Genomic DNA, 21,963 nt, shown 5'->3' on the forward strand with positions numbered 1-21,963 from the left:
TATTTTATGAGTACTCTACTAAAAAGTGCTGCGCTCGTGCTGTGCGCAGGGGTGAGCTGCGCACATGCAACAGAAACGGCTAAACAATGGGAATTTAATATTGGCGCGATGTATGAAATTGAAAACGTCGAAGGCCAGGGAGAAGATAAAGACGGATTATATGAACCCTCCGTGTGGTTTAATGCGACCTGGGATGCCTGGACTATTTCGCTGGCGATGTATCAGGAAGGACCGGTTGATTATAGCAGCATGACCCGTGGGACCTATTTCGATCGCCCGGAATTTGAATTACGCTATCGTTTTATTGGTACCGATGATTTCACGTTCGGTCTGACCGGTGGTTTCCGTAATTATGGCTATCACTTTAAGGATGAACACGGCGCCAGAGACGGCAGCGCAAATATGCAGCGCTACAAAATTCAGCCGGACTGGGATATTAAATTAACCGACGACTGGCGTTTCGGCGGCTGGTTTGCCATGTATCAGTTTGCCAACGATCTGGAAAAAACCGGCTATTCAGACAGCCGCGTCGAAACCGAAACGGGCTTTACCTGGACCATTAACGACACCTTTGCCGCTAAAGTGAATTACTATTTAGAGCGCGGTTTCAATATGGACGGCTCACGTAATAACGGCGAGTTCTCCACTCAGGAAATTCGCGCCTACCTGCCTATTTCATTGGGTCAGACGACCTTAACGCCTTACACCCGACTGGGGCTCGATCGCTGGTCGAACTGGGACTGGCAGGACGATCCTGAGCGTGAAGGACATGATTTCAACCGTCTGGGTATGCAGTACGCCTATGACTTCAACAACGGTTTATCCATGACGCTTGAATACGCCTACGAATGGGAAAACCATGACGAAGGTAAAAACGACCGCTTCCACTATGCGGGCGTTGGGGTAAATTACGCGTTCTGACCCGTGGGTCTTCCAGGGGCCTGGTGCCCCTGGTTTTAGCGCAGCGAGGCCGCCAGTAAAAAATGGGTATCAACCAGCACTTTTTGCGGGGCGGGGTGACCCGCAATACGCCTGAAGAGAAGATCGCAGCTCTCTTCCCCCAGTTTGCGGGTGGGGATATCAAAGCCGCCTGGTGCGGGCGTTAAAATGAGAGACAGCATCGGGTCACTGTATCCGGCTATCACTACCTGTTCCGGTATCATCAGATTTAACTCGTCCGCCGCGCGATAAAGGCCGAGTAACTTCATGCTGTCGGTAGCAAATACGGCATCAGGCGGCGTGGGTGAAGAGAGCAGTTCCAGAGCCGCCTTAAGCGCACTCTCATGGGTATAACCACCATCCATGATCCAGTCCGGGTTAATCGCAATATGGTGCTTTTCCAGACTGGCTTTATAACCCGCCAGGCGATCGATCGAAACATGATATTCAAGCGGCGCATGCAGGCAGGCAATTTTCCGGCGGCCGTTTTTGATAAAGGTTTCCGTCAGCGTGGCGCTGTCATGAAAATTATCCGTGTCGACGGAATAAATATTCTGATACTCACCTTCCACTTTGCCGATAACCACTACCGGTACGCCATACGCGTCCAGCGTGGTGAAAAAGGATTCATTTGCGGGCGAACTCAGCATGATGATCCCTTTGATCATCTTCTGTTTTATTTTACTCACGCATTTCAGGAGATCGTCTTCACTGCTTTTTGAGGTTTGTAAAATAACATCGAATCCTTCTTCTTCCGCTTTTGCCGTAATGGCATGAAGAACATCGGAGAAAAAAGGATTGCCGGCAGTGGTTTTGGTTGAACGGGTCGAAATAACCATAATGGCATCGAATCCTGAAGAGGTCAGGGCACGGGCCAGTTTGTTGGGCTGATAATTTAATTCGTCAATCGCCTTCAGCACTTTGTCACGCGCTTCAGGAGAAATATTCGTTTGTTTATTCAGAACGCGGGAAACGGTTGATTTCGATACGCCCGCAACCCGTGCGATATCATAAATGGTGGGTGACATACACCTTACTCACTCAGGACTGACAGCAATGGCGTTCATCTTACTGGAGAAAAAACGGCAATAGCAATAAATAAGAATTGATAATCAACGATCTGCCCCCATTTATTGTATTCTGAAGCCATGCATTCAAGGTTTCCAGGCAACGAAGGACGGCGATGAAGCGACTTAAAAACGAAATCAATTCACTGGTAAACCGCGGCGTTGACCGTCATCTTCGACTGGCGGTGACGGGCTTGAGCCGAAGCGGTAAGACGGCGTTTATCACCGCGATGGTGAACCAGCTCCTGAACCTGCACGCCGGGGCGCGTCTGCCGTTGCTTGGCGCGGTGCGGGAAGAGCGTCTGCTGGGCGTTAAGCGCGTTCCACAGCGTGATTTTGGCATTCCCCGTTTTACCTATGACGAAGGGCTGGCACAGCTTTATGGCGACCCGCCCGCGTGGCCGACGCCGACGCGAGGGGTCAGTGAAATTCGTCTTGCGCTGCGTTTCCGCTCGAATGAATCCCTGATGCGCCATTTCAAGGATACCTCCACGTTATACCTTGAAATCGTCGATTACCCCGGCGAATGGCTGCTCGACCTGCCGATGCTGGCGCAGGATTACCTCAGCTGGTCACGCCAGATGACGGGATTGCTGCAGGGGCAACGCGCCGAGTGGTCGGCCAAATGGCGACAGCTGTGCGAAGGGCTGGACCCGCTTGCGCCAGCAGATGAAAACCGTCTGGCGGCCATTGCCGACGCCTGGACGGCGTATTTACACCAGTGTAAACAGGAAGGGTTACACTTCATTCAGCCGGGGCGCTTTGTTCTGCCGGGTGATTTAGCGGGCGCGCCTGCGCTTCAGTTTTTCCCCTGGCCGGATGTGGACGGGGTTGGCGAGTCGACGCTGGCGCAGGCGGATAAGCATACTAACGCCGGTATGCTGCGCGAGCGCTACCATTACTATTGTGAGAAGGTGGTCAAGGGATTCTATAAGAACCACTTTTTACGATTTGACCGTCAGATTGTGCTGGTGGATTGTCTGCAGCCTCTCAACAGCGGGCCACAGGCATTCAACGATATGCGTCTTGCCCTGACGCAGCTGATGCAAAGTTTTCACTACGGGCAGCGGACGCTGTTCCGCCGTCTTTTCTCACCGGTGATCGATAAACTGCTCTTTGCGGCCACAAAAGCCGATCACGTCACCGTCGACCAGCATGCCAATATGGTGTCGCTGCTACAGCAGCTGGTACAGGACGCCTGGCAAAACGCCGCCTTCGAAGGGATCGGCATGGATTGCCTTGGGCTCGCGTCCGTGCAGGCGACGCAAAGCGGGCTAATTGACCTTAACGGCGAGAAAATACCGGCATTACGCGGGAACCGGCTCAGCGACGGTGAACCGCTTACTGTCTACCCAGGCGAAGTGCCTGCGCGGCTGCCGGGCCAGGCCTTCTGGCAGAAACAGGGCTTTCAGTTTGAAGCCTTCCGCCCGCAGGCCATGAGCGTCGACAGGCCTTTACCGCACATCCGTCTGGATGCGGCGCTGGAGTTTTTGATTGGAGATAAATTGCGATGACGGAACCGTTAAAACCGCGCATTGACTTTACCGGAACGCTTGAGCAGAACCCTCAGGAGGCGTTCAAAACGGCGCAGACGTTCAGCGGAAGCCAGGCCGATAACTTTGCCCCGGCGCTGCAGGACGAGCCCGCTGTTGAAGACGGTCCGGCGGAGGCGGTCGTGGACGCCGCGCTGCGTCCAAAACGCAGCCTGTGGCGCAGGATGGTTACCGCCGGTCTGGCGCTGTTTGGCGTAAGCGTGGTGGCTCAGGGCGTGCAGTGGACGATGAATGCCTGGCAAACTCAGGACTGGGTCGCGCTGGGCGGATGTGCCGCAGGCGCGCTGATTGTGGGGGCGGGCGTCGGGTCGGTTGCCACCGAATGGCGTCGACTCTGGCGTCTGCGCCAGCGCGCGCACGAGCGTGATGAAGCGCGGGATCTGCTCCACAGCCACGGCACCGGGAAAGGCCGCGCGTTCTGTGAAAAGCTGGCCAGTCAGGCCGGAATCGATCAGTCGCACCCGGCGCTTCAGCGCTGGTATGCCGCCATCCATGAAACTCAGAATGACCGGGAAGTGGTGACGCTCTATTCCCACATGGTACAGCCGGTGCTGGATGCTCAGGCGCGGCGCGAAATCAGCCGTTCTGCGGCGGAATCCACATTGATGATTGCCGTCAGCCCGCTGGCGCTGGTCGATATGGCCTTTATCGCCTGGCGTAACCTGCGCCTGATCAACCGTATTGCGAACCTTTACGGCATAGAGCTGGGTTACTACAGTCGGATCAGACTGTTTAAGCTGGTCCTGCTCAATATCGCGTTTGCCGGGGCGAGTGAGCTGGTGCGCGAAGTGGGTATGGACTGGATGTCGCAGGATCTGGCGGCGCGTCTTTCTGCCCGTGCGGCTCAGGGCATCGGTGCGGGATTATTAACCGCACGCCTGGGGATTAAAGCGATGGAAGTCTGCCGTCCGCTGCCCTGGATTGACGGCGATAAGCCCCGGCTGGGGGATTTCAGGCGTGAACTGATCGGCCAGCTCAAAGAGACGCTCAATAAAAAACCTTCGCCGTGAGGTTTTGTTCACTAATCGTGCTGGCTGTCAATATTTGTTGACAGCCATCTTCCCGATCACCGTGTTCTGACATATCATTTTACTGTTATTGGCTTAAAACGGTGAATTTCCCATGCGTCTTGAAGTCTTCTGTGAAGACCGTCTCGGTCTGACCCGCGAATTACTCGATCTTCTTGTTTTACGTAGCATTGATTTACGTGGCATTGAGATCGATCCTGTCGGGCGAATTTACCTCAATTTTGCCGAAATTGAATTTAATACCTTCAGCAGCCTGATGGCGGAAATCCGCCGTATCGCTGGCGTTACGGATGTACGCACCATTCCCTGGATGCCGTCCGAGCGTGAGCACCTGGCGCTGAGCGCGCTGCTGGAAGCCATGCCTGAACCGTTCCTCTCTCTGGATTTGAAAAGCAAAGTTGAGCGCGTTAACCACGCGAGCTGCCAGCTTTTCGCGCAGAGCCAGGAGAAGCTGAGCAATCATCACGCCGCGCAGCTGATCCCTGGTTTTAACTTCCAGCGCTGGCTGGACAGCAATCCGCAGAACACGCACAGCGAGCATGTGGTGATTAACGGGCAGAATTTCCTGATGGAGATCACGCCGGTCTATCTGAAAGGGGAAGGGAATACCCGCGTGTTGACCGGGGCGGTGATCATGCTGCGCTCGACGCTACGCATGGGTCGTCAGCTGCAAAACCTCTCCAGTCAGGACGTTGGCGCGTTCAGCCAGATTATTGCCGTCAGCCCGAAAATGCGCCATGTGGTTGATCAGGCGCGTAAGCTCGCAAGCCTGACCGCGCCGCTGCTGATTACCGGCGATACCGGCACCGGGAAAGACCTGCTGGCTCACGCCGTGCATCTGGCGAGCCCGCGTGCGGCTAAGCCTTATCTGGCACTTAACTGCGCCTCGATTCCGGAAGATGCCGTTGAAAGCGAGCTGTTTGGTCACGCGCCGGAGGGCAAGAAAGGGTTCTTCGAGCAGGCTAACGGCGGCTCCGTGCTGCTGGACGAGATCGGCGAAATGTCGCCGCGTATGCAGGCTAAGCTGCTGCGTTTCCTGAACGACGGCACGTTCCGCCGCGTCGGTGAGGATCACGAGGTGCATGTGGACGTGCGCGTCATTTGCGCCACCCAGAAGAACCTGGTGGAACTGGTGCAAAAGGGGATCTTCCGTGAGGATCTCTATTACCGCCTTAACGTCCTGACGCTGAACATTCCGCCGCTGCGCGATTGTCCGCAGGACATCATGCCGCTTACGGAGCTGTTCGTCGCCCGCTTTGCCGATGAGCAGGGGGTTCCTCGTCCGAAGCTGTCAGCCGATCTTGGCACGGTGCTTATGCGCTACGGCTGGCCGGGGAACATTCGTCAGCTCAAAAACGCCGTATATCGCGCGCTGACCCAGCTTGAAGGGTATGAGCTGCGCCCGCAGGATATCCTGTTGCCGGATTACGACGCCGGAACGGTATCGGTAGGGGAAGAGGCGATGGAAGGGTCACTTGATGACATCACCAGCCGTTTCGAGCGTTCTGTGCTGACGCAGCTGTACCGCAGCTATCCCAGCACCCGCAAACTGGCAAAACGCCTGGGCGTCTCGCACACCGCAATCGCCAATAAGCTACGTGAGTATGGTTTGAATCATAAGAAAGGTGACGAATAACAAAAAAGCCTCTGCAAAGAGGCTTTTTACTTTTCACTTTAGATTTATTCCTTCGCCAGCGGCGTGTTAACGATGTCTGTTTTTGTCTCGCCCTGAATCGACGCAATCCTGCTTTCAACCTCTTTCACCTGCTGCGGGCTGTGGAGCAGGGTATAGGTCAGATCAAACTGCGCGCTGGCGCCAGGCTGCAGCTGCTTAACCCGCTTCTGTTGGCGTTCAATCGTCACGGGGTAGGCGTAGCTGGTGCCCGGTTCGATGCCCGTGACATAACCCTGCTTCAGCGTATCGGTGTTTTTCCACAAGGTCAGCACGGGCAGCTGGCGCGTATCAAACTGGATTGATGCGCCTTTATCGCCGGCTTTATTGACCACCGCCGCGAGCGTTTCGTGGTTGTTGTCGGCGAGCGGCTGAATGTTAAAGACCATCTCATCAAAGCCTTTTGTCGGCCCGGCATAGGTTTGCCAGTCGTTAACGCCCGCTTTGGCGTAGTCATTGAATGGGCTTACGCTCGCCGCTGGCGCAAGGAAACGTGCGCCTTCTTCGAGGATCGGCGTCCCGAAGTTGCTGTGATAGATAATTTGGTAATCGTGAGGATAATCGGCATGGTTAGTGAGAACATCATGCAGGCTGAACTGGTTGGTTCCGGGAACGTAGCGCAGTTCGGTCATGGTCTGCAGATCCGCTTTTTTGAACGTGCTCTCTTTGATCAAACCCCGAACGCGGATCTCATGCGGGGCGGCATCCGCCACCTCAACTTCCACCTGTGATACCGGTGTATTCCCGGCCCTGCCATGCAGGGTGTAAATTTGCCCGTCCGCCGTGACAGGGTGACCTGTCCACTCGTAGCCACAGCGCACCATCATCTCGTTGAAACCATCCAGCCAGCCGAGACCGTTGCGGCTCTCAAGGTTGATATAAGCCGGATTCACGACCTCTTTGACAGGGGAATCCCACCCCAGTCGGGTGCCAAACCCTTCAACGTGTAGAAGGTTCATGCCGCGTGTCGGGCTCAGGGCAATCGTCAGGCCATCTTTACTGCTAATAATGATGACTTTACTGCCTTCCTGCTTGCCGCCGCGCAAGACTTTTTGCTCAATGCTGAACGTCTTATCTTTAACTTTCAGCTCATCACTGGAAATCTTCCAGTTTCCTTTCTCTACGCTGCTTTCAGCACTTGTCAGCACCCAGGTTTTAGCCGCGGCATGGCCAGAAACCAGGACCGCCAGGAGCGTAAAAGCGAATTTGATCTTCATATTTTATCCTTTTTGCTGAAACGATTATTTACTTTCGTAAGCAAATCTAATGTTTAGACAAAAAGGGAAATGTGATGGGCTTCACTGAGGTTAAAATTAGGTGATTTTAACAATTAGAATGCGTTAATGATCACGCGGAAGTTACATGTGGCTGCCTTTATTGCATTATTTTTGTGATCGATGAATATTTTGGCTTTAACGATTCAGCTATTTTCTAATAAAAAACCCCGCCGTGGCGAGGTTGAGAATAAGTTGTATAGAATGCTAAGGACTTATTATGCTTTCAGCACATCCAGCGCGGCAGTGTAGTCCGGCTCGGTGGTGATTTCGTTAACCAGTTCGCTGAAAACGACAGTGTCGTTTTCGTCCAGAACCAGTACAGCACGTGCTGCCAGACCTTTCAGTGGGCCTTCCGCGATGCTGACGCCGTAGTTCTCGAGGAAATCAGCGCTGCGCAGGGTGGAAAGGGTGATAACGTTGCTCAGGCCTTCGGCACCGCAGAAACGGGACTGGGCAAACGGCAGGTCAGCGGAAATGCACAGCACCACGGTGTTGTCCATTTCAGTCGCCAGCTGGTTGAATTTACGCACGGATGCGGCACAAACGCCGGTATCAATGCTTGGGAAAATGTTCAGTACTTTGCGTTTGCCCGCAAACTGAGCCAGTGTGACGTCAGACAGATCTTTAGCCACCAGAGTAAAAGCCTGCGCTTTGCTGCCAGCCTGCGGAATGGAACCTGCTACAGCAACCGGGTTGCCCTGGAAATGAACGAGTTGTGACATAGATATCTTCCTGTTTACATATAGTTAACGTCGTGGCTAGTGTATGCCATCAGCAGATAACACGGCAAACCAAATTTTTCGCCTTTCCGGGCCGCAAGGAGTCAGTGATGAGAAGCGTTAAGGTCTATGAAGAAGCCTGGCCATTGCATACCCCGTTTGTGATCTCTCGCGGCAGCCGAAGTGAAGCCAGCGTGGTTGTGGTCGAAATCGAAGAAGAGGGGTTTAAAGGCGTCGGGGAATGTACGCCTTACCCGCGCTATGGGGAAAGTCTGCCATCCGTGATGGCGCAGATCATGACCCTGGTACCTGACCTGCAAAAAGGCCTCACGCGCGACGCGTTACAGCAGCGCTTATCCGCCGGGGCGGCGCGCAACGCCATCGACTGTGCGCTCTGGAGCCTTGAAGCCGCTAAGCAGCAAAAATCGCTGACGTCATTGCTGGGCGTGGTCGTGCCGGAGTCCGTCGTGACCGCGCAAACGGTCGTGATTGGGGAGCCCGAGCAGATGGCCGCCAGTGCGAAAGCGCTCTATGACGCCGGGGCCACGTTGTTAAAAGTGAAGCTCGACGATCGTCTGATCAGCGAGCGGATGGTCGCCATTCGCTCGGCGGTGCCGTCAGCCACGCTCATTGTTGACGCCAACGAGTCGTGGCATCCCGAAGGGCTGGCCGCGCGATGCCAGCTGCTGGCCGATCTGGGCGTGGCGATGCTGGAGCAGCCTCTGCCGGCAAAAGAGGATGCGGCGCTGAAGAATTTTATCCATCCGTTGCCCGTCTGTGCGGATGAAAGCTGTCATACCCGTGAGAATTTGAGCGCGCTTAAGGGCCGCTATGACATGGTCAATATCAAACTCGACAAGACTGGCGGACTGACTGAAGCCCTGGCCCTGGCGGCGGACGCCCGGGCGCAGGGGTTCGCCCTGATGCTGGGATGCATGCTTTGCACCTCGCGGGCGATCGGTGCGGCGCTGCCGCTGGTCAATCAGGTCCGTTTCGCCGATCTGGATGGCCCGACGTGGCTGGCCGTTGACGTTTCACCGGCGCTTAATTTTACCAGCGGCGTACTTCACCTCTGAGGCTGCCAGCGCAACAGATCCATCATTGCCTTTAAGTATTTTTCGCTGGCTTCGTCGGAGGAGATCGCCGGGAACTCAGCGGTGATGCAGGGCAGGCTCAAGTCGGCGCACCAGCTGCCGAATGAACCGGGTGTCTCATAGCCCACGCTGGTGACGAGCGGGAGGGCGAACGCCTGGGCCAGCCACGCGCCCAGGTCAGAGTGGCGCGGATCTTCAATACAGGCCAGCGGATCGTGAAAGGAGACAACCCAGGCGGGGTGGATCTTATGGATAAGCTGGCACAGCGCCTGCGTTTCCGGCTCCGATCCGGGTTTATCGCCCGTGAGCAGCACCACGTCCCGCTCCTCGGCGGAGCTGTTCCAGCGATATACCGTTTCCCCTGCGCGCCAGTTTGCCGCCGGGAAATTACGGTTTAGGTCGATTCCTCGCGCATTCGCCCGTAATCCAAGCTGACAGCCGTCCGGATTCACGGCAAGAATCACGTGGTGACGTCGCAATGCCGGGGTCAGCGTCCGCAGCGCGCACGAGAGCGTGACGACAGACGAGTTCTCATCTCCGTGCGTGCCGGCAATAACCAAACCGCTGTCGCGATCGGCATCGGGGGCCGGGAACCAGATCAGCGATGCGCCTAAAAATGAGCGGCCATATTGTTCAGCGCCCGGAGGGAAGGCGCCGCGTTCCGCGCGGGGTCGGGTGGTTGCCATACGATATCCTGATAACGAAGTCTCTACAGGCAGTGTTGTGCAAAAGCCGCTGTTAATCAAATAGTTTCCTTAACGGCTGAGAATTGCCTTAAATCACTATTCAGGCGTAAGTTGTTTGCATTTCTTACTGTCGAAACAAATAATTACGCATCTGCTTTTTACCTGAATTTTTTAAAGGGGATCTTATGAAGCATCCTGTTTCGCGTCTTTTTGCCGCACTGTGCCTGTGCGGACTCTCTTCACTCTCATACGCTGCTGATGTGCCACAGGGCACGGTGCTGGCGCAAAAACAGGAGCTGGTCAGACACATTAAAGACGAACCGGCTTCGCTCGATCCCGCAAAAGCGGTGGGGTTGCCAGAGATTCAGGTGATTCGCGATCTTTTCGAAGGGCTGGTAAATCAGAATGAGAGAGGGGAACTGACTCCGGGCGTGGCGACGCGCTGGCAGAGCAACGATAACCGAATCTGGACGTTCACCCTGCGCGATAACGCAAAATGGTCTGACGGTACGCCGGTTACCGCGCAGGATTTTGTCTACAGCTGGCAGCGTCTGGTTGATCCGAAAACGACCTCTCCGTTTGCCTGGTTTGCGGCGCTGGCAGGCATCAGCAACGCGCAGGCCATTATTGATGGTAAAGCGGCGCCAGATACCCTGGGCGTGACGGCGGTGGATGCCAGAACGTTGCGCGTCCAGCTGGATAAACCGCTACCGTGGTTTAGCAACCTAACGGCAAACTTCGCCTTCTATCCGGTGCAAAAAGCCAATGTTGAAAGCGGGAAAGAGTGGACGCGTCCGGGAGCGCTGGTCGGTAACGGGGCCTACGTTCTGAACGCGCGCGTGGTGAATGAAAAACTGGTTGTCGTGCCGAACACCCACTACTGGGACAATGCGAAAACTGTCCTGCAAAAAGTGACCTTTATTCCGATTAATCAGGAATCGTCCGCCACGAAACGCTATCTGGCAGGGGATATCGATATTACCGAATCGTTCCCGAAAAACATGTATCAGAAGCTCCTGAAGGATATTCCTGGCCAGGTGTATACGCCGCCTCAGCTCGGGACCTATTACTACGCGTTTAACACACAAAAGGGCCCGACCGCCGATGCCAGGGTCCGTCTTGCGCTGAGCATGACTATCGATCGCCGCATTATGGCGGATAAGGTACTGGGTACCGGCGAGAAACCGGCCTGGCATTTCACCCCTGACGTGACGGCGGGCTTCACGCCTGAACCTTCACCGTTTGAGCAGATGTCCCAGCAGGAGCTGAACGCTCAGGCCAAAACCTTGCTCCAGGCCGCAGGCTACGGCCCTCAGCGTCCGCTGAAGCTGAACCTGCTGTACAACACGTCGGAAAACCACCAGAAAATCGCCATTGCGGTGGCGTCCATGTGGAAGAAAAACCTCGGTGTGGATGTCAAGCTGCAAAATCAGGAGTGGAAAACCTACATCGACAGCCGCAACACCGGCAATTTTGATGTGATCCGCGCGTCATGGGTGGGGGATTACAACGAGCCCTCGACCTTCCTGTCCCTGCTGACCTCTACCCACAGCGGCAATATCTCGCGTTTCAACGACCCGGCTTACGATAAAATTATCCACCAGGCGACGCTCGAAACCACGGCGAAAGCGCGTAATACGGACTACAACATGGCGGAGAAAATCCTCATGGAGAAAGCGCCGATCGCGCCTATTTACCAGTACACCAACGGTCGTCTTATTAAGCCGTGGGTGAAAGGGTATCCGATTAATAACCCTGAAGACGTGGCGTATAGCCGGACGATGTATATTGAGAAGCACTGATGGTTAATGCGAACTGGCGCACGTGAGCGCCAGTTTTACCATGGATGATACCGCGCTGTGCTTTCCGGCAGCGATGAGACCGGGACGTATTATTCTAACAACGCATTAAACTTCGCCAGCCACTGCGGATGGGCGGGCCACGCGGGAGCCGTCACCAGGTTGCCGTCGACATGTGCCTGATCGATGCCGATCGTGGCGTAGTGTCCCCCCGCGAGACGGACCTCAGGTGCACACGCCGGGTAGGCGCTACAGGTACGGCCTTTCAGGATGCCCGCGGCGGCAAGCAGCTGCGGGCCATGGCACACCGCTGCAATCGGTTTGCGCGCGGCGTCAAACGCCTGTACCAGCTTTAACACATCCTCATTTAGCCGCAGATACTCGGGCGCTCTCCCGCCGGGGATGAGCAGCGCGTCGTAGTCCTGCTCCTTTACGGCGGAAAAATCGGCGTTGAGGGTAAAGCGGTGACCGGGTTTTTCGCTATAGGTCTGGGCGCCGTCGAAATCATGGATTGCCGTTATGATGTAGTCGCCCTTCGGTTTGTCGGGGCAGACGGCATCCACCTGATGACCAACCATCTGTAACGCCTGAAAAGGCACCATGGTTTCGTAATCTTCGGCGTAATCGCCAACCAGCATCAGGATCTTCTTGCTCATCATTCCTCTCCCTTGTCATTAAAGATGATTAAGATATAGCCTGGCGTGGCTGAAATGCCGGAAATAAAAAAGCCCGTCAGAGCACGGGCAACATAAGCAAGTGAATAAGTGATTCGTTATCAACGTAGTTGGAGGATAACGACGCGTATCTTACGCGGCCGTCAGGCTGGCAGATACCTGACAAATTCGGTAGGTGAAACACGATATTAAACGTGCGTTAAGGGGCGTCGAAGGTCGGGTAAAGACTATTTTCGAGAAACTCGACGAGATACCAGATTTCCCCGCTAAAAATAAACCAGAAGCCAAATATAATAAGGAGCAAAATAATTAAGGTGAGTATTATTTCTGTTTTGCCCATTGCAGATTTTACCCACCTGACGTTAATTTATTCGAGGCAGGCATTGTAGCGGGGCTTTCCCGTATACTCCAGTTTCATGCTGCAAGGACTTTATTGCGCCCATCATTTTTAGCGCGATACAGCGCATCGTCTACACGCTTAAACAGCTCATCAATCGTCTCCCCCGGGTTATGTCGCGCCACGCCAATGCTGACGGTAAACCGTGGTAAGCCCGGAATCGTAATGCGGGCAACGGCTGCACGGATCGACTCGGCAATCTGCAACGCGGTGTCGAGAGAGGTATGCGGCAGCAGGATGACGAACTCTTCGCCCCCCCAGCGGAACACCATGTCGTTCTCCCGACTACAGGCTTCCAGCGTTCGGGAGAGGGCAATAAGCACCTCATCGCCCTTCAAATGACCAAACAGGTCGTTGATGTTTTTGAAGTGATCGGTGTCAACCAGCAGCAGGCTAAACTGCTGCTGGGCAGGTCGATTATTGAGATTGTTGGGGTCGGTAATCGCGTAGAACTGGCGTCGGTTGAGTAACCCGGTCATGGAGTCACGTAACGCGGCATGTTCCAGCTCTTGCTCCAGTCTTTTTTGCTCGGTGATATCGTGGATGATGCACAGCATCAGCTTGTCACCGTAGATCTCAATGGGTCCGGCATACGTCTGAACATGGCGGGTGGAACCATCGGCAAGGCGGTGAACAAAGTTGAGCGGCTTATGGCCGCCGGGCAGCGCGGCAATCGCGGTCATAATGGGCATCACGTCTCGCCCCAGGGTATTGATTTCCCAGGTATGCTTGCTGCACATACCATCATGCGAGTAACCGTAAAAATTGAGCGCAGCCAGGTTGGCATCAACAATCTGACCATCGCGGGCAGGATCGATTAACAGCATCGGCGCGCTGTTGGTCTGAAAAAAACGGGCGTAAAACCCCTGTTTTTTTCGCCGGTAGGTTGCGGAGCGGCTGGCCTTCAGTCCTGAGAGGATATGTTGGGCGATCCCCTCGAAGACAATCACATCTCCCCAGGGGGCGTAGCGGGCAAGCGAGAGACGACAGCTTAACGGCGTATCCAGCCCATCCCGGCTTCTTATTGTCCAGATTTCGACGATCTCCTGCTCGGTTTTCAGTTCAGGTACATACATCGACAGGAGAGCTTGTGCATTCGCGGAATAGATGCCTTTACGCAGCTGATCGAGCGTCTTATCTCCCATAAGCTGCATTGCGACCACGTTAGCAAAAACGATCTCTTCCGAAACGGGTGAAATAAGCCACACGGGTGTTTTAATAACGTTCAGCGCTTCAAAACCGTTTTGCGACATAGGCATTTCCTGTTCATCGGCTTAATACGCCTGACAATCATGACAGACGTGACTCGTGTGTTCTGCTTTGAAACATACTCTACTAAACCCCGTCAGGCATGGTTTTTTTGTGAAATAAATGCGGCGTCCGTTTGAATTTTATTAAGGGGGATAATTTGCCTTTCTGAGTTTATCTGCAGAAGCAGCCACGGCACCTGTTCGGCAGGTAAGGGGCGGGAGAAGAGGTAACCCTGCAGGTAGTCGCAGCCGAGACGGGTGAGAACCGCCTGCTGTTCTTCCGTTTCAATCCCTTCTGCCACCACGTTCATCTCCATGGTGCGGGCGATACTCATAATGGTTTCAACCAGCTTGTAGGTTTTTTCATTTTCCAGCATCGACGTTACAAAGCTTTTGTCGATCTTGAGCTCTTTTGCTGGCAGCACGCTCAGCATCAGCAGGTTGGAGTAGCCCGTACCAAAATCATCAATCGAGACGGTGATCCCCGCATGATTAAAAGCGTTGAGCAACTCAATGCTGCGATCGAGATTTTTCAGCGCGGTGCTCTCCGTGACCTCAAGGATCAGCCTGGACGGGGACAAGTTATATTTTTCCAGCATCGACGATACGATGTGGAAAATGTCCGGCTGCTCGAACTGGACGGGGGATAAGTTGAGCGATAACGTCCACTGGCTGAACCCTTGTTCAGTCCAGAAATGCAGCTGTCGGCATGCCGCTTCAATGGCCCAGTTGCCCACCGGAATAATTAAGCCGGTTTGCTCCAGCGAGGGGATAAACAGACCAGGCAGCACAACGCCTTGCTCAGGGTGCCGCCAGCGCAGCAGGGCTTCAAAACCATGGATAGTCTTCTCTTGCGCATACCAGGTTGGCTGGTACCACAGTTCAAACTGATCGCGCTCAAGCGCCTGAGAGAGCTCCTGAAGAAAACCGGGTTTTGCCGGGATTGCTGTCGACATCTCGGTTCTGTAACGCGCCCAGCCGTTGCGGCCGTCGTCTTTGACGTGATGCAGGGCTGCATCTGCTTTGAGTTTCAGTTCATGCAGCGTTTCGCCATCCTGAGGATAGAGGCTGACGCCTGCACTCATTGTCGTGTTAAGCGTATGACCACAGATCGAAAGAGGACGTCGCACATCCTCGAGCAGCGACGCGAGCAGGGCGTTGAGTTTGTCGTCGTCACATTCCGGCACCAGCAGGATAAAAGCGTCTCCTCCCAGCCTTGCCAGGGTCATCTCACGCGAGAGCCGGGAAGTGATGCGCTGTGCGACGGTGATCAATAACTCATCGCCGACGCTGTGACCCCAGGTATCGTTGACGCGTTTGAAGTGATCGACGTTCAGGAAAATAACGGCAAATTGCCTGTTGCTCAGCAACGCGCTGCGCAGGCAGTCCTGCATGCGGAGATCCATCTGATGGCGATTCGCGAGTCCGGTGAGCGCATCAAAGCGCGCCTGGAGCTCAAGCTGCCGATTGAGTTGTCGAAGATTATCCGTCAGCCGGCCGGTGCGCCGGTGAGAATCGATAAGGGAAATAATTAACATCACGCCAAGCAGGCAGAGCGTGGTGACAGAAACCCAGATGGATAACCCCAGCTCGCCGATCCCCCCGGGGAGGGTATGCGACATTTCCGGGTAATGCGCGGCGCTCATGCCGGTATAGTGCATCGCACAAATGGCGGCGCCCATGACCAGGGCGGCAAGAAGGCGCTCGATAAAAACCCCTTTGTCTCGCAGGCGGAAAGCCAGCCACAGCGCCGTACCGGACGCCACCACGGCAATGACCACCGACAACCCCACAATACGGCGATCCCAGATAATGCTGCCATCCAGCATCAGGGCAGCCATACCGATATAGTGCATAGATACCACGCCTGCGCTCAGGATAGCCGTGGCAACGATCGGTCGAAACGAAGAACGTTTTTTCCCCGCGACGGCAATATCAAGGGCCGTGGTCGACGCAATAATCGCGACGCCCAGAGACGCAAGGGTTAACCAGAGGTCATAGCGCATCATCATCGGCATCTGCATCGACAGCATGCCGATAAAGTGCATCGACCAGATGCCGATCCCCAGCGTCATACCCCCGGCAATGCGCCAGAACAGGGCAGCCTTTCGGCTGGAAAGGGGGATCTTTCCGGCACTGTCCAGCGCCACAAAGGAGGCGATAAATGCCACCAGATAAGAGATAGCGATTAACACAGGGTCCCACGATATATTGAGCATTATGCAATCCCACGCCTGAGAGGGTTACCGATTTCGCCTGCCGGGCACATCTTAATCTGGCAACGAACATGCGCATTCAAACAATATTAGTTATTTATCGTGAAGCATGACCAGTCATATTAATACTCTACATCGCATTAAGAATATAAAATATATTCTCATTGTTAACGTATTAAGCATTGCTAAACAAGAGCGAATAAAAGTAGCAAAGCTCCTTAAATATAACGGCGATTGTATCGGTTCGCCGCAGCGGATGGTATCGCTTAACGTGGCGGCAGACCAGTATCACAGCATGCTGCGAAGAACATTTTCACTAATACGCTTTTTTCATCTGACTTAAGCTAAATCCCAGGTTGCTAACGGCGAAACAACAAACCCGTGAAGTTTCCGAGGAAAAACGTTTGTGCCAATGCTATAAGTCTAGATGCCGACCAAAATATAAAATGTGGGTATCATCATGCTAAGAAATATTAGTGTCCGAACCTTTATTATCGGGTTCCTTTTATCGCTATTTTTGGTAAACGCAGGTGTCGTTGTTCTAATTTCCAGCAAGCCCTCTCTCTTTATTTCCCTTAACGTTATCAATTTCGTTGCGCTATTTTTGCTTTGGGTCTATATGACCCGGTATCTTGTGACGCCGATCAATACGGTGAAGAAAAGTATTGAAGAGGTGACTGCCGGCAACCTGGGGGTTTCTATCCCGGAGTTTGGCAATAACTGTGCGGGGCGACTCATTCCCGGGATCAACAGCCTGTCCGGCAACATTGCGACGCTGGTGCGTGAGATCAGGGCGTCATCGCAAACCGCCATGACCTTATCGGATCAGCTCTCGACACGTAGCGCTCAGCTCTCGGTCAAAACCGAACAGCAGTCCGCGTCTTTAGTGCAAACCGCAGCCAGCATGGAGCAAATGGCGGCGAGCACTAAAAATAACGCCGATAACACCCGCCTGGCGAGTGAACAGGCGAATATGGCGACGCTGCAGGCGCGTAAGGGCGGGGAGCTGATGGGGCAGGTTGCCAACAATATGCAGTCCATTACCGAATGCGCCCAGCAGATGACGGAGATTATTTCGCTGATTGACGGCATTGCGTTCCAGACCAATATTCTGGCGCTCAACGCGGCCGTTGAGGCGGCAAGAGCGGGCGACCATGGAAAAGGTTTTTCTGTCGTTGCGGAAGAGGTCAGAAACCTTGCGCACCGCAGCGCAGAGGCCGCGAAGAATATCAAAGCGCTGATTGAAGTCACCAGCAGTAACGTCACGCAGGGCGCGACCGTGGTGTCGCAGGCAGAGAAGAATATGCATGAAATCGTGACGGGCTCGGGAAACGTCAGTCGCTTAATGGATGAAATCTCCGCGTCGACGTCTGAGCAGGAGAAAGGTATTTCCCAGATCACGCTGGCGCTATCGGAGCTGGAGCGGGTCACGCAAAGCAACGTGGCGATGGCGGAGGAACTCAACGGCTCCTCGGATGTACTGCGCAATCAGGTGATTGAACTCCAGGCCCGCACGCGGAATTTTAGATTGGATCACGGGTCTTCGTCCCCATTACCGACCGGCTCACCCTCCTTCCTCCAGCAGCCAGAGCACTCTCTCTGAAAGCGACACAAAGCCTGGCATGCCAGGCTTTTTGCATACATCTGCCCACCCAGCTCATTTCCCGAGCGATTTCAGCGCGATGGAATACATAGTTGTTGCTTAACCCCTCATGAAAGCTAGACTGACACCGAAAGAGTTAAAAAGGTGGAGGTGCTGTGGAAAGCATTAAAGGATCTGAACTTAACGTTCCTGACGCAGTTTTTGCGTGGGTGCTGGACGGCCGCGGCGGTGCCCGACCGCTGGAAGATAATGATGCGATCGACAGTGCGCATCCCTGCTGGCTGCATCTGAACTATACCCATCCGGAAAGCGCTGACTGGCTGGCGTCGACCCCGCTCTTGCCCAATAACGTGCGCGATGCGCTGGCGGGTGAAAGCCTGCGGCCCCGCGTAAGCCGCATGGGTGACGGGACGCTGATTACCCTCCGCTGTATTAACGGCAGCACGGATGAACGTCCGGATCAGCTGGTGGCGATGCGGGTCTATATGGACGATGGGCTGATTGTCTCCACCCGACAGCGTAAGGTCCTGGCGCTGGATGACATCGTCAACGAACTGAAAGAGGGCACAGGGCCGATCGACTGCGGCAGCTGGCTGGTGGACGTCTGTGACGCGCTTACCGATCACGCCAGTGAGTTTATTGAAGAGCTGCACGACAAAATCATCGACCTGGAAGATAACCTGCTCGATCAGCAGATCCCGCCGCGCGGTTTTCTGGCCTTATTGCGCAAGCAGCTGATTGTTATGCGCCGCTACATGACGCCGCAGCGCGACGTGTATGCGCGGCTGGCCAACGAAAGGCTCGCCTGGATGAACGACGATCATCGGCGCAGAATGCAGGATATTGCCGACAGGCTGGGCCGCGGGCTGGATGAAATTGATTCCTGTATTGCCAGAACGGCGGTGATGGCGGACGAAATCGCGCAGGTGATGCAGGAGTCGCTGGCGCGAAGAACCTATATGATGTCCCTGATGGCGATGGTGTTTTTACCGAGCACGTTTCTGACCGGGTTGTTTGGCGTCAACCTGGGCGGAATTCCGGGTGGCGCTTATCGCTACGGTTTTACGGCGTTTTGCGTGATGTTAGTTGTTTTGATTGGGGGTGTTGCATGGTGGTTGCATCGTAGTAAATGGCTGTAAATTTACGCTTTTTCCATCTTTTTCCGGGATTAAAACGCTCTTTTAATTGAGCGAAGTCAATAAACATCTACCCCGTAAGGTGCAATATTACTCCCGCAGGTGAATGCAACGTCAAGCGATGGGCGTTGCGCTCCATATTGTCTTACTTCCTTTTTTGAATTACTGCATAGCACAATTGATTCGTACGACGCCGACTTCATAGTCGGCTTTTTTTTGCCTCCTGATTCTGAGCGTCTACCCTAAAAGGGATGACAGCAAATTATGGAGGGAATGATGAGCATCCTTAACGCTCTGCTACTGCCACAATCGCGTCAATCCGATCCTATCCCCAGCGATCCGGTACCTATGCCCGATCCCATCCCGCGTCCCCAGCCGATGCCCGACCCGCCGCCCGATGAAGAACCGATTAAATTGTCGCATCGGACCGCGAGATCTGCGAGGATACGCGCCATCTGACCGCAAAGATCACCACGAGAGACAATTGTGACCGCTTTTTCTACCCTGAATGTTCTGCCCGATGCCCAACTCGCTAACCTCAACGAGTTGGGATACCTCACGATGACGCCTGTTCAGGCGGCCGCCTTACCCGCCATTCTTGAGGGCCGTGACGTGCGCGTGCAGGCGAAAACAGGCAGTGGGAAAACGGCGGCCTTTGGCCTTGGCCTGTTGCAGCATATCGATGCGGCGCTTTTTCAGACCCAGTCTTTGGTGCTGTGTCCGACCCGCGAGCTGGCAGACCAGGTTGCGGGTGAACTGCGTCGCCTGGCACGTTTCCTGCCAAACACCAAGATTTTAACCCTCTGCGGCGGGCAGCCGTTCGGTGCCCAGCGTGATTCGCTGCAGCATGCGCCGCACATTATTGTCGCGACGCCGGGACGCCTGCTCGATCACCTGCAAAAAGGCACGGTCTCGCTGGATGCGCTACAAACGCTGGTGATGGATGAGGCCGATCGGATGCTGGATATGGGCTTCAGCGAGGCCATTGACGAAGTGATCCGTTTCGCACCGGCCGATCGCCAGACGCTTCTGTTCTCCGCAACCTGGCCGGAAGCTATCGCCGCCATCAGCGGGCGCGTGCAGAAAAATCCTCTTACCATTGAAATCGACAGCGTAGATGCGCTGCCGGCCATCGAACAGCAGTTCTTTGAAACTTCGCAGCAGGGGAAGATCCCGCTCCTGCAGAAATTACTGAGCCAGCATCAGCCTGCCTCCTGCGTGGTGTTCTGTAACACCAAAAAAGACTGTCAGTCGGTTTGTGATGCCCTGAATGCCGCCGGGCAGAGCGCACTGTCGCTGCATGGCGATCTTGAACAGCGCGATCGCGATCAGACGCTGGTCCGTTTCGCCAACGGCAGCGCCCGCGTGCTGGTGGCGACCGACGTCGCTGCGCGCGGCCTGGATATCAAATCGCTTGAGCTGGTCGTGAACTTTGAGCTGGCGTGGGATCCGGAAGTACACGTGCACCGTATTGGCCGTACCGCGCGCGCAGGAAACAGCGGTCTGGCGATCAGCTTCTGCGCACCTGAAGAGGCGCAGCGCGCCAATATTCTCTCTGAGATGCTGCAGATTAAGCTGAACTGGATGAATCCCCCAGCCGGCGTCAGCCTTGTGCCGCTGGAGGCCGAAATGGCGACCCTGTGCATTGATGGCGGTAAAAAAGCCAAGATGCGTCCTGGTGATGTACTCGGTGCACTGACCGGGGATGTGGGTCTGGACGGGGCAGATATCGGTAAGATTGCGGTCCATCCGGCGCATGTCTACGTCGCGGTTCGCCATGCGGTTGCCCATAAGGCATGGAAGCAGCTGCAAAACGGGAAAATTAAGGGTAAAACCTGCCGCGTACGTCTGCTGAAATAAAGCATGAAGCGTCTCAGACGGTGTTTCTGAGACGCTAACCGCTTACTTCACTTCAAGCACGTTCAGACGCAACGCTTCAAACTGATTGTCATCGTCTTCCGGCTGCCAGCCTGCTGGCTGCATCGGGATCTCTTCCCGGTCAAACGCCAGATCGCCGCCGTTCACGACTTCTGACTCGTGATTGATGCCTTTAAAGTCGAACAGTTCCACATCCGCGAGATGGGAAGGAACGACGTTCTGCATGGCGCTGAACATGGTTTCGATACGACCCGGATAGCGCTTATCCCAGTCGCGCAGCATGTCGCCAATCACCTGACGCTGCAGGTTCGGCTGAGAGCCGCAGAGGTTACATGGAATGATCGGGAACCCTTTCGCCTGAGAGAAACGCTCAATGTCTTTTTCACGGCAGTAGGCAAGCGGGCGGATCACAATATGTTTACCGTCATCACTCATCAGCTTAGGCGGCATACCTTTCATCTTGCCGCCGTAGAACATATTGAGGAACAGCGTTTGCAGGATATCGTCGCGGTGATGGCCCAGGGCAATTTTGGTCGCGCCCAGCTCGGTCGCGGTGCGATACAGAATACCGCGGCGCAGACGAGAGCACAGAGAGCAGGTGGTTTTCCCTTCAGGAATTTTCTCTTTCACAATACCGTAGGTATTTTCTTCGACGATTTTGTACTCAACGCCCAGATTTTCGAGGTATTCCGGCAGAATGTGCTCCGGGAAGCCCGGCTGTTTCTGGTCAAGGTTGACCGCCACCAGGGAAAAATTCACCGGCGCGCTTTGCTGAAGATTACGCAGGATCTCCAGCATGGTGTAGCTGTCTTTACCCCCTGACAGGCAAACCATGATGCGGTCGCCTTCTTCAATCATGTTGAAGTCTGCAATGGCTTCGCCCACGTTACGGCGTAGTCGCTTTTGCAGTTTATTCAGGTTGTATTGCTCTTTTTTGTTAATCTCTTGATTCTGTTGCATTGAGTACTACCTTCG

At 54.6% G+C, this 21,963-nt stretch carries 19 protein-coding genes; 10 read left to right on the plus strand and 9 right to left on the minus strand.

Features of this window, described 5'->3' with window-relative positions:
* The first annotated feature begins 6 nt into the window (after nucleotides 1-6).
* Nucleotides 7-921: an OmpG family monomeric porin gene (locus tag B498_RS11650; protein ID WP_008501250.1), complete on the plus strand. Its 915-nt coding sequence runs from the start codon at nucleotides 7-9 to the stop codon at nucleotides 919-921.
* Nucleotides 922-956: 35 nt separating this feature from the next.
* Here the strand turns inward: B498_RS11650 and B498_RS11645 are convergent, their stop codons facing one another.
* The gene (locus tag B498_RS11645; RefSeq protein ID WP_008501251.1) at nucleotides 957-1,967 is read right to left on the minus strand and encodes a LacI family DNA-binding transcriptional regulator; all 1,011 of its coding nucleotides are present in this window, start codon (nucleotides 1,965-1,967) and stop codon (nucleotides 957-959) included.
* Nucleotides 1,968-2,122: 155 nt separating this feature from the next.
* Between B498_RS11645 and B498_RS11640 the strand changes: the two genes are divergently transcribed.
* The 3 genes from B498_RS11640 to tyrR all read left to right on the plus strand — a co-directional run bounded on the left by B498_RS11640 (nucleotide 2,123) and on the right by tyrR (nucleotide 6,223).
* Nucleotides 2,123-3,520, plus strand: coding sequence for a YcjX family protein (locus B498_RS11640; protein ID WP_008501252.1), 1,398 nt, complete (start codon nucleotides 2,123-2,125; stop codon nucleotides 3,518-3,520).
* Entirely contained in the window at nucleotides 3,517-4,569 is a 1,053-nt protein-coding gene (locus B498_RS11635; RefSeq protein WP_008501253.1) for a YcjF family protein, read from the plus strand. The genes B498_RS11640 and B498_RS11635 overlap by 4 nt, the downstream gene beginning before the upstream one ends.
* A 112-nt stretch (nucleotides 4,570-4,681) precedes the next feature.
* Nucleotides 4,682-6,223: a transcriptional regulator TyrR gene (gene tyrR / locus B498_RS11630; protein ID WP_008501254.1), complete on the plus strand. Its 1,542-nt coding sequence runs from the start codon at nucleotides 4,682-4,684 to the stop codon at nucleotides 6,221-6,223.
* Nucleotides 6,224-6,267: 44 nt separating this feature from the next.
* On the opposite strand, the gene B498_RS11625 is transcribed toward tyrR, so the two are convergent.
* Complete coding sequence (locus tag B498_RS11625; protein WP_008501255.1) at nucleotides 6,268-7,476, minus strand: aldose 1-epimerase family protein; 1,209 nt, start codon at nucleotides 7,474-7,476, stop codon at nucleotides 6,268-6,270.
* A 275-nt stretch (nucleotides 7,477-7,751) separates the two neighbouring features.
* Complete coding sequence (tpx, locus tag B498_RS11620; RefSeq protein WP_008501256.1) at nucleotides 7,752-8,258, minus strand: thiol peroxidase; 507 nt, start codon at nucleotides 8,256-8,258, stop codon at nucleotides 7,752-7,754.
* 107 nt (nucleotides 8,259-8,365) lie between these two features.
* On the opposite strand from tpx, the gene ycjG reads away from it, so the two are divergent.
* Nucleotides 8,366-9,331 carry an L-Ala-D/L-Glu epimerase gene (ycjG, locus tag B498_RS11615; protein ID WP_008501257.1) on the plus strand — a complete coding sequence of 322 codons (966 nt, stop codon included), beginning with the start codon at nucleotides 8,366-8,368 and terminating at the stop codon, nucleotides 9,329-9,331.
* Here the strand turns inward: ycjG and mpaA are convergent.
* Nucleotides 9,322-10,035: a murein tripeptide amidase MpaA gene (gene mpaA / locus B498_RS11610; protein ID WP_008501258.1), complete on the minus strand. Its 714-nt coding sequence runs from the start codon at nucleotides 10,033-10,035 to the stop codon at nucleotides 9,322-9,324. The genes ycjG and mpaA overlap by 10 nt on opposite strands.
* Before the next feature lie 185 nt (nucleotides 10,036-10,220).
* Here mpaA and B498_RS11605 point away from each other — a divergent pair, with 185 nt between their 5' ends.
* On the plus strand, nucleotides 10,221-11,837 hold the full coding sequence (locus B498_RS11605) for a peptide ABC transporter substrate-binding protein (RefSeq protein ID WP_008501259.1): 1,617 nt from the start codon (nucleotides 10,221-10,223) through the stop codon (nucleotides 11,835-11,837).
* Between the two features lie 89 nt (nucleotides 11,838-11,926).
* On the opposite strand, the gene B498_RS11600 is transcribed toward B498_RS11605, so the two are convergent.
* The 4 genes from B498_RS11600 to B498_RS11590 form a co-directional block, all read right to left on the minus strand.
* On the minus strand, nucleotides 11,927-12,490 hold the full coding sequence (locus B498_RS11600) for a DJ-1/PfpI family protein (protein ID WP_008501260.1): 564 nt from the start codon (nucleotides 12,488-12,490) through the stop codon (nucleotides 11,927-11,929).
* Nucleotides 12,491-12,707: 217 nt separating this feature from the next.
* Nucleotides 12,708-12,848: an Ecr family regulatory small membrane protein gene (locus B498_RS23110; RefSeq protein ID WP_021240268.1), complete on the minus strand. Its 141-nt coding sequence runs from the start codon at nucleotides 12,846-12,848 to the stop codon at nucleotides 12,708-12,710.
* Between the two features lie 74 nt (nucleotides 12,849-12,922).
* Nucleotides 12,923-14,158: a sensor domain-containing diguanylate cyclase gene (locus B498_RS11595; RefSeq protein ID WP_008501261.1), complete on the minus strand. Its 1,236-nt coding sequence runs from the start codon at nucleotides 14,156-14,158 to the stop codon at nucleotides 12,923-12,925.
* 92 nt (nucleotides 14,159-14,250) lie between these two features.
* Nucleotides 14,251-16,374 carry a putative bifunctional diguanylate cyclase/phosphodiesterase gene (locus B498_RS11590; protein WP_008501262.1) on the minus strand — a complete coding sequence of 708 codons (2,124 nt, stop codon included), beginning with the start codon at nucleotides 16,372-16,374 and terminating at the stop codon, nucleotides 14,251-14,253.
* A gap of 457 nt (nucleotides 16,375-16,831) precedes the next feature.
* Between B498_RS11590 and B498_RS11585 the strand changes: the two genes are divergently transcribed.
* From B498_RS11585 to dbpA, 4 genes are all read left to right on the plus strand, one after another.
* A complete protein-coding gene (locus B498_RS11585; protein ID WP_008501264.1) occupies nucleotides 16,832-17,974 on the plus strand; it encodes a methyl-accepting chemotaxis protein in 1,143 nt (380 codons plus the stop codon).
* 155 nt (nucleotides 17,975-18,129) lie between these two features.
* Nucleotides 18,130-19,113, plus strand: a complete 984-nt coding sequence (zntB, locus tag B498_RS11580; RefSeq protein ID WP_008501265.1) for a zinc transporter ZntB — start codon at nucleotides 18,130-18,132, stop codon at nucleotides 19,111-19,113.
* A 291-nt stretch (nucleotides 19,114-19,404) separates the two neighbouring features.
* The gene (locus tag B498_RS23350) at nucleotides 19,405-19,569 is read left to right on the plus strand and encodes a hypothetical protein (protein WP_304665500.1); all 165 of its coding nucleotides are present in this window, start codon (nucleotides 19,405-19,407) and stop codon (nucleotides 19,567-19,569) included.
* Between the two features lie 27 nt (nucleotides 19,570-19,596).
* The gene (gene dbpA, locus B498_RS11575) at nucleotides 19,597-20,970 is read left to right on the plus strand and encodes an ATP-dependent RNA helicase DbpA (protein WP_008501266.1); all 1,374 of its coding nucleotides are present in this window, start codon (nucleotides 19,597-19,599) and stop codon (nucleotides 20,968-20,970) included.
* 42 nt (nucleotides 20,971-21,012) lie between these two features.
* Here dbpA and ttcA read toward each other — a convergent pair whose 3' ends face one another.
* Nucleotides 21,013-21,948, minus strand: coding sequence for a tRNA 2-thiocytidine(32) synthetase TtcA (gene ttcA / locus B498_RS11570; protein WP_008501267.1), 936 nt, complete (start codon nucleotides 21,946-21,948; stop codon nucleotides 21,013-21,015).
* Between the last annotated feature and the right edge of the window lie 15 nt (nucleotides 21,949-21,963).

The organism is Enterobacter sp. SST3 (assembly GCF_000286655.1).
GTDB lineage: Bacteria > Pseudomonadota > Gammaproteobacteria > Enterobacterales > Enterobacteriaceae > Enterobacter > Enterobacter roggenkampii.

Excerpts from the sequence above, each read along its gene's own strand:
- B498_RS11590 (WP_008501262.1), bottom strand. The coding sequence starts at position 16,374 with ATGCTCAATATATCGTGGGACCCTGTGTTAATCGCTATCTCTTATCTG.
- B498_RS11625 (WP_008501255.1), bottom strand. The coding sequence starts at position 7,476 with ATGAAGATCAAATTCGCTTTTACGCTCCTGGCGGTCCTGGTTTCTGGC.
- B498_RS23110 (WP_021240268.1), bottom strand. The coding sequence starts at position 12,848 with ATGGGCAAAACAGAAATAATACTCACCTTAATTATTTTGCTCCTTATT.
- B498_RS11640 (WP_008501252.1), top strand. The coding sequence starts at position 2,123 with ATGAAGCGACTTAAAAACGAAATCAATTCACTGGTAAACCGCGGCGTT.
- B498_RS11635 (WP_008501253.1), top strand. The coding sequence starts at position 3,517 with ATGACGGAACCGTTAAAACCGCGCATTGACTTTACCGGAACGCTTGAG.
- tpx (WP_008501256.1), bottom strand. The coding sequence starts at position 8,258 with ATGTCACAACTCGTTCATTTCCAGGGCAACCCGGTTGCTGTAGCAGGT.
- B498_RS11595 (WP_008501261.1), bottom strand. The coding sequence starts at position 14,158 with ATGTCGCAAAACGGTTTTGAAGCGCTGAACGTTATTAAAACACCCGTG.
- B498_RS11650 (WP_008501250.1), top strand. The coding sequence starts at position 7 with ATGAGTACTCTACTAAAAAGTGCTGCGCTCGTGCTGTGCGCAGGGGTG.
- tyrR (WP_008501254.1), top strand. The coding sequence starts at position 4,682 with ATGCGTCTTGAAGTCTTCTGTGAAGACCGTCTCGGTCTGACCCGCGAA.
- B498_RS11645 (WP_008501251.1), bottom strand. The coding sequence starts at position 1,967 with ATGTCACCCACCATTTATGATATCGCACGGGTTGCGGGCGTATCGAAA.
- B498_RS11600 (WP_008501260.1), bottom strand. The coding sequence starts at position 12,490 with ATGAGCAAGAAGATCCTGATGCTGGTTGGCGATTACGCCGAAGATTAC.
- mpaA (WP_008501258.1), bottom strand. The coding sequence starts at position 10,035 with ATGGCAACCACCCGACCCCGCGCGGAACGCGGCGCCTTCCCTCCGGGC.
- B498_RS11585 (WP_008501264.1), top strand. The coding sequence starts at position 16,832 with ATGCTAAGAAATATTAGTGTCCGAACCTTTATTATCGGGTTCCTTTTA.
- ycjG (WP_008501257.1), top strand. The coding sequence starts at position 8,366 with ATGAGAAGCGTTAAGGTCTATGAAGAAGCCTGGCCATTGCATACCCCG.
- ttcA (WP_008501267.1), bottom strand. The coding sequence starts at position 21,948 with ATGCAACAGAATCAAGAGATTAACAAAAAAGAGCAATACAACCTGAAT.
- B498_RS11605 (WP_008501259.1), top strand. The coding sequence starts at position 10,221 with ATGAAGCATCCTGTTTCGCGTCTTTTTGCCGCACTGTGCCTGTGCGGA.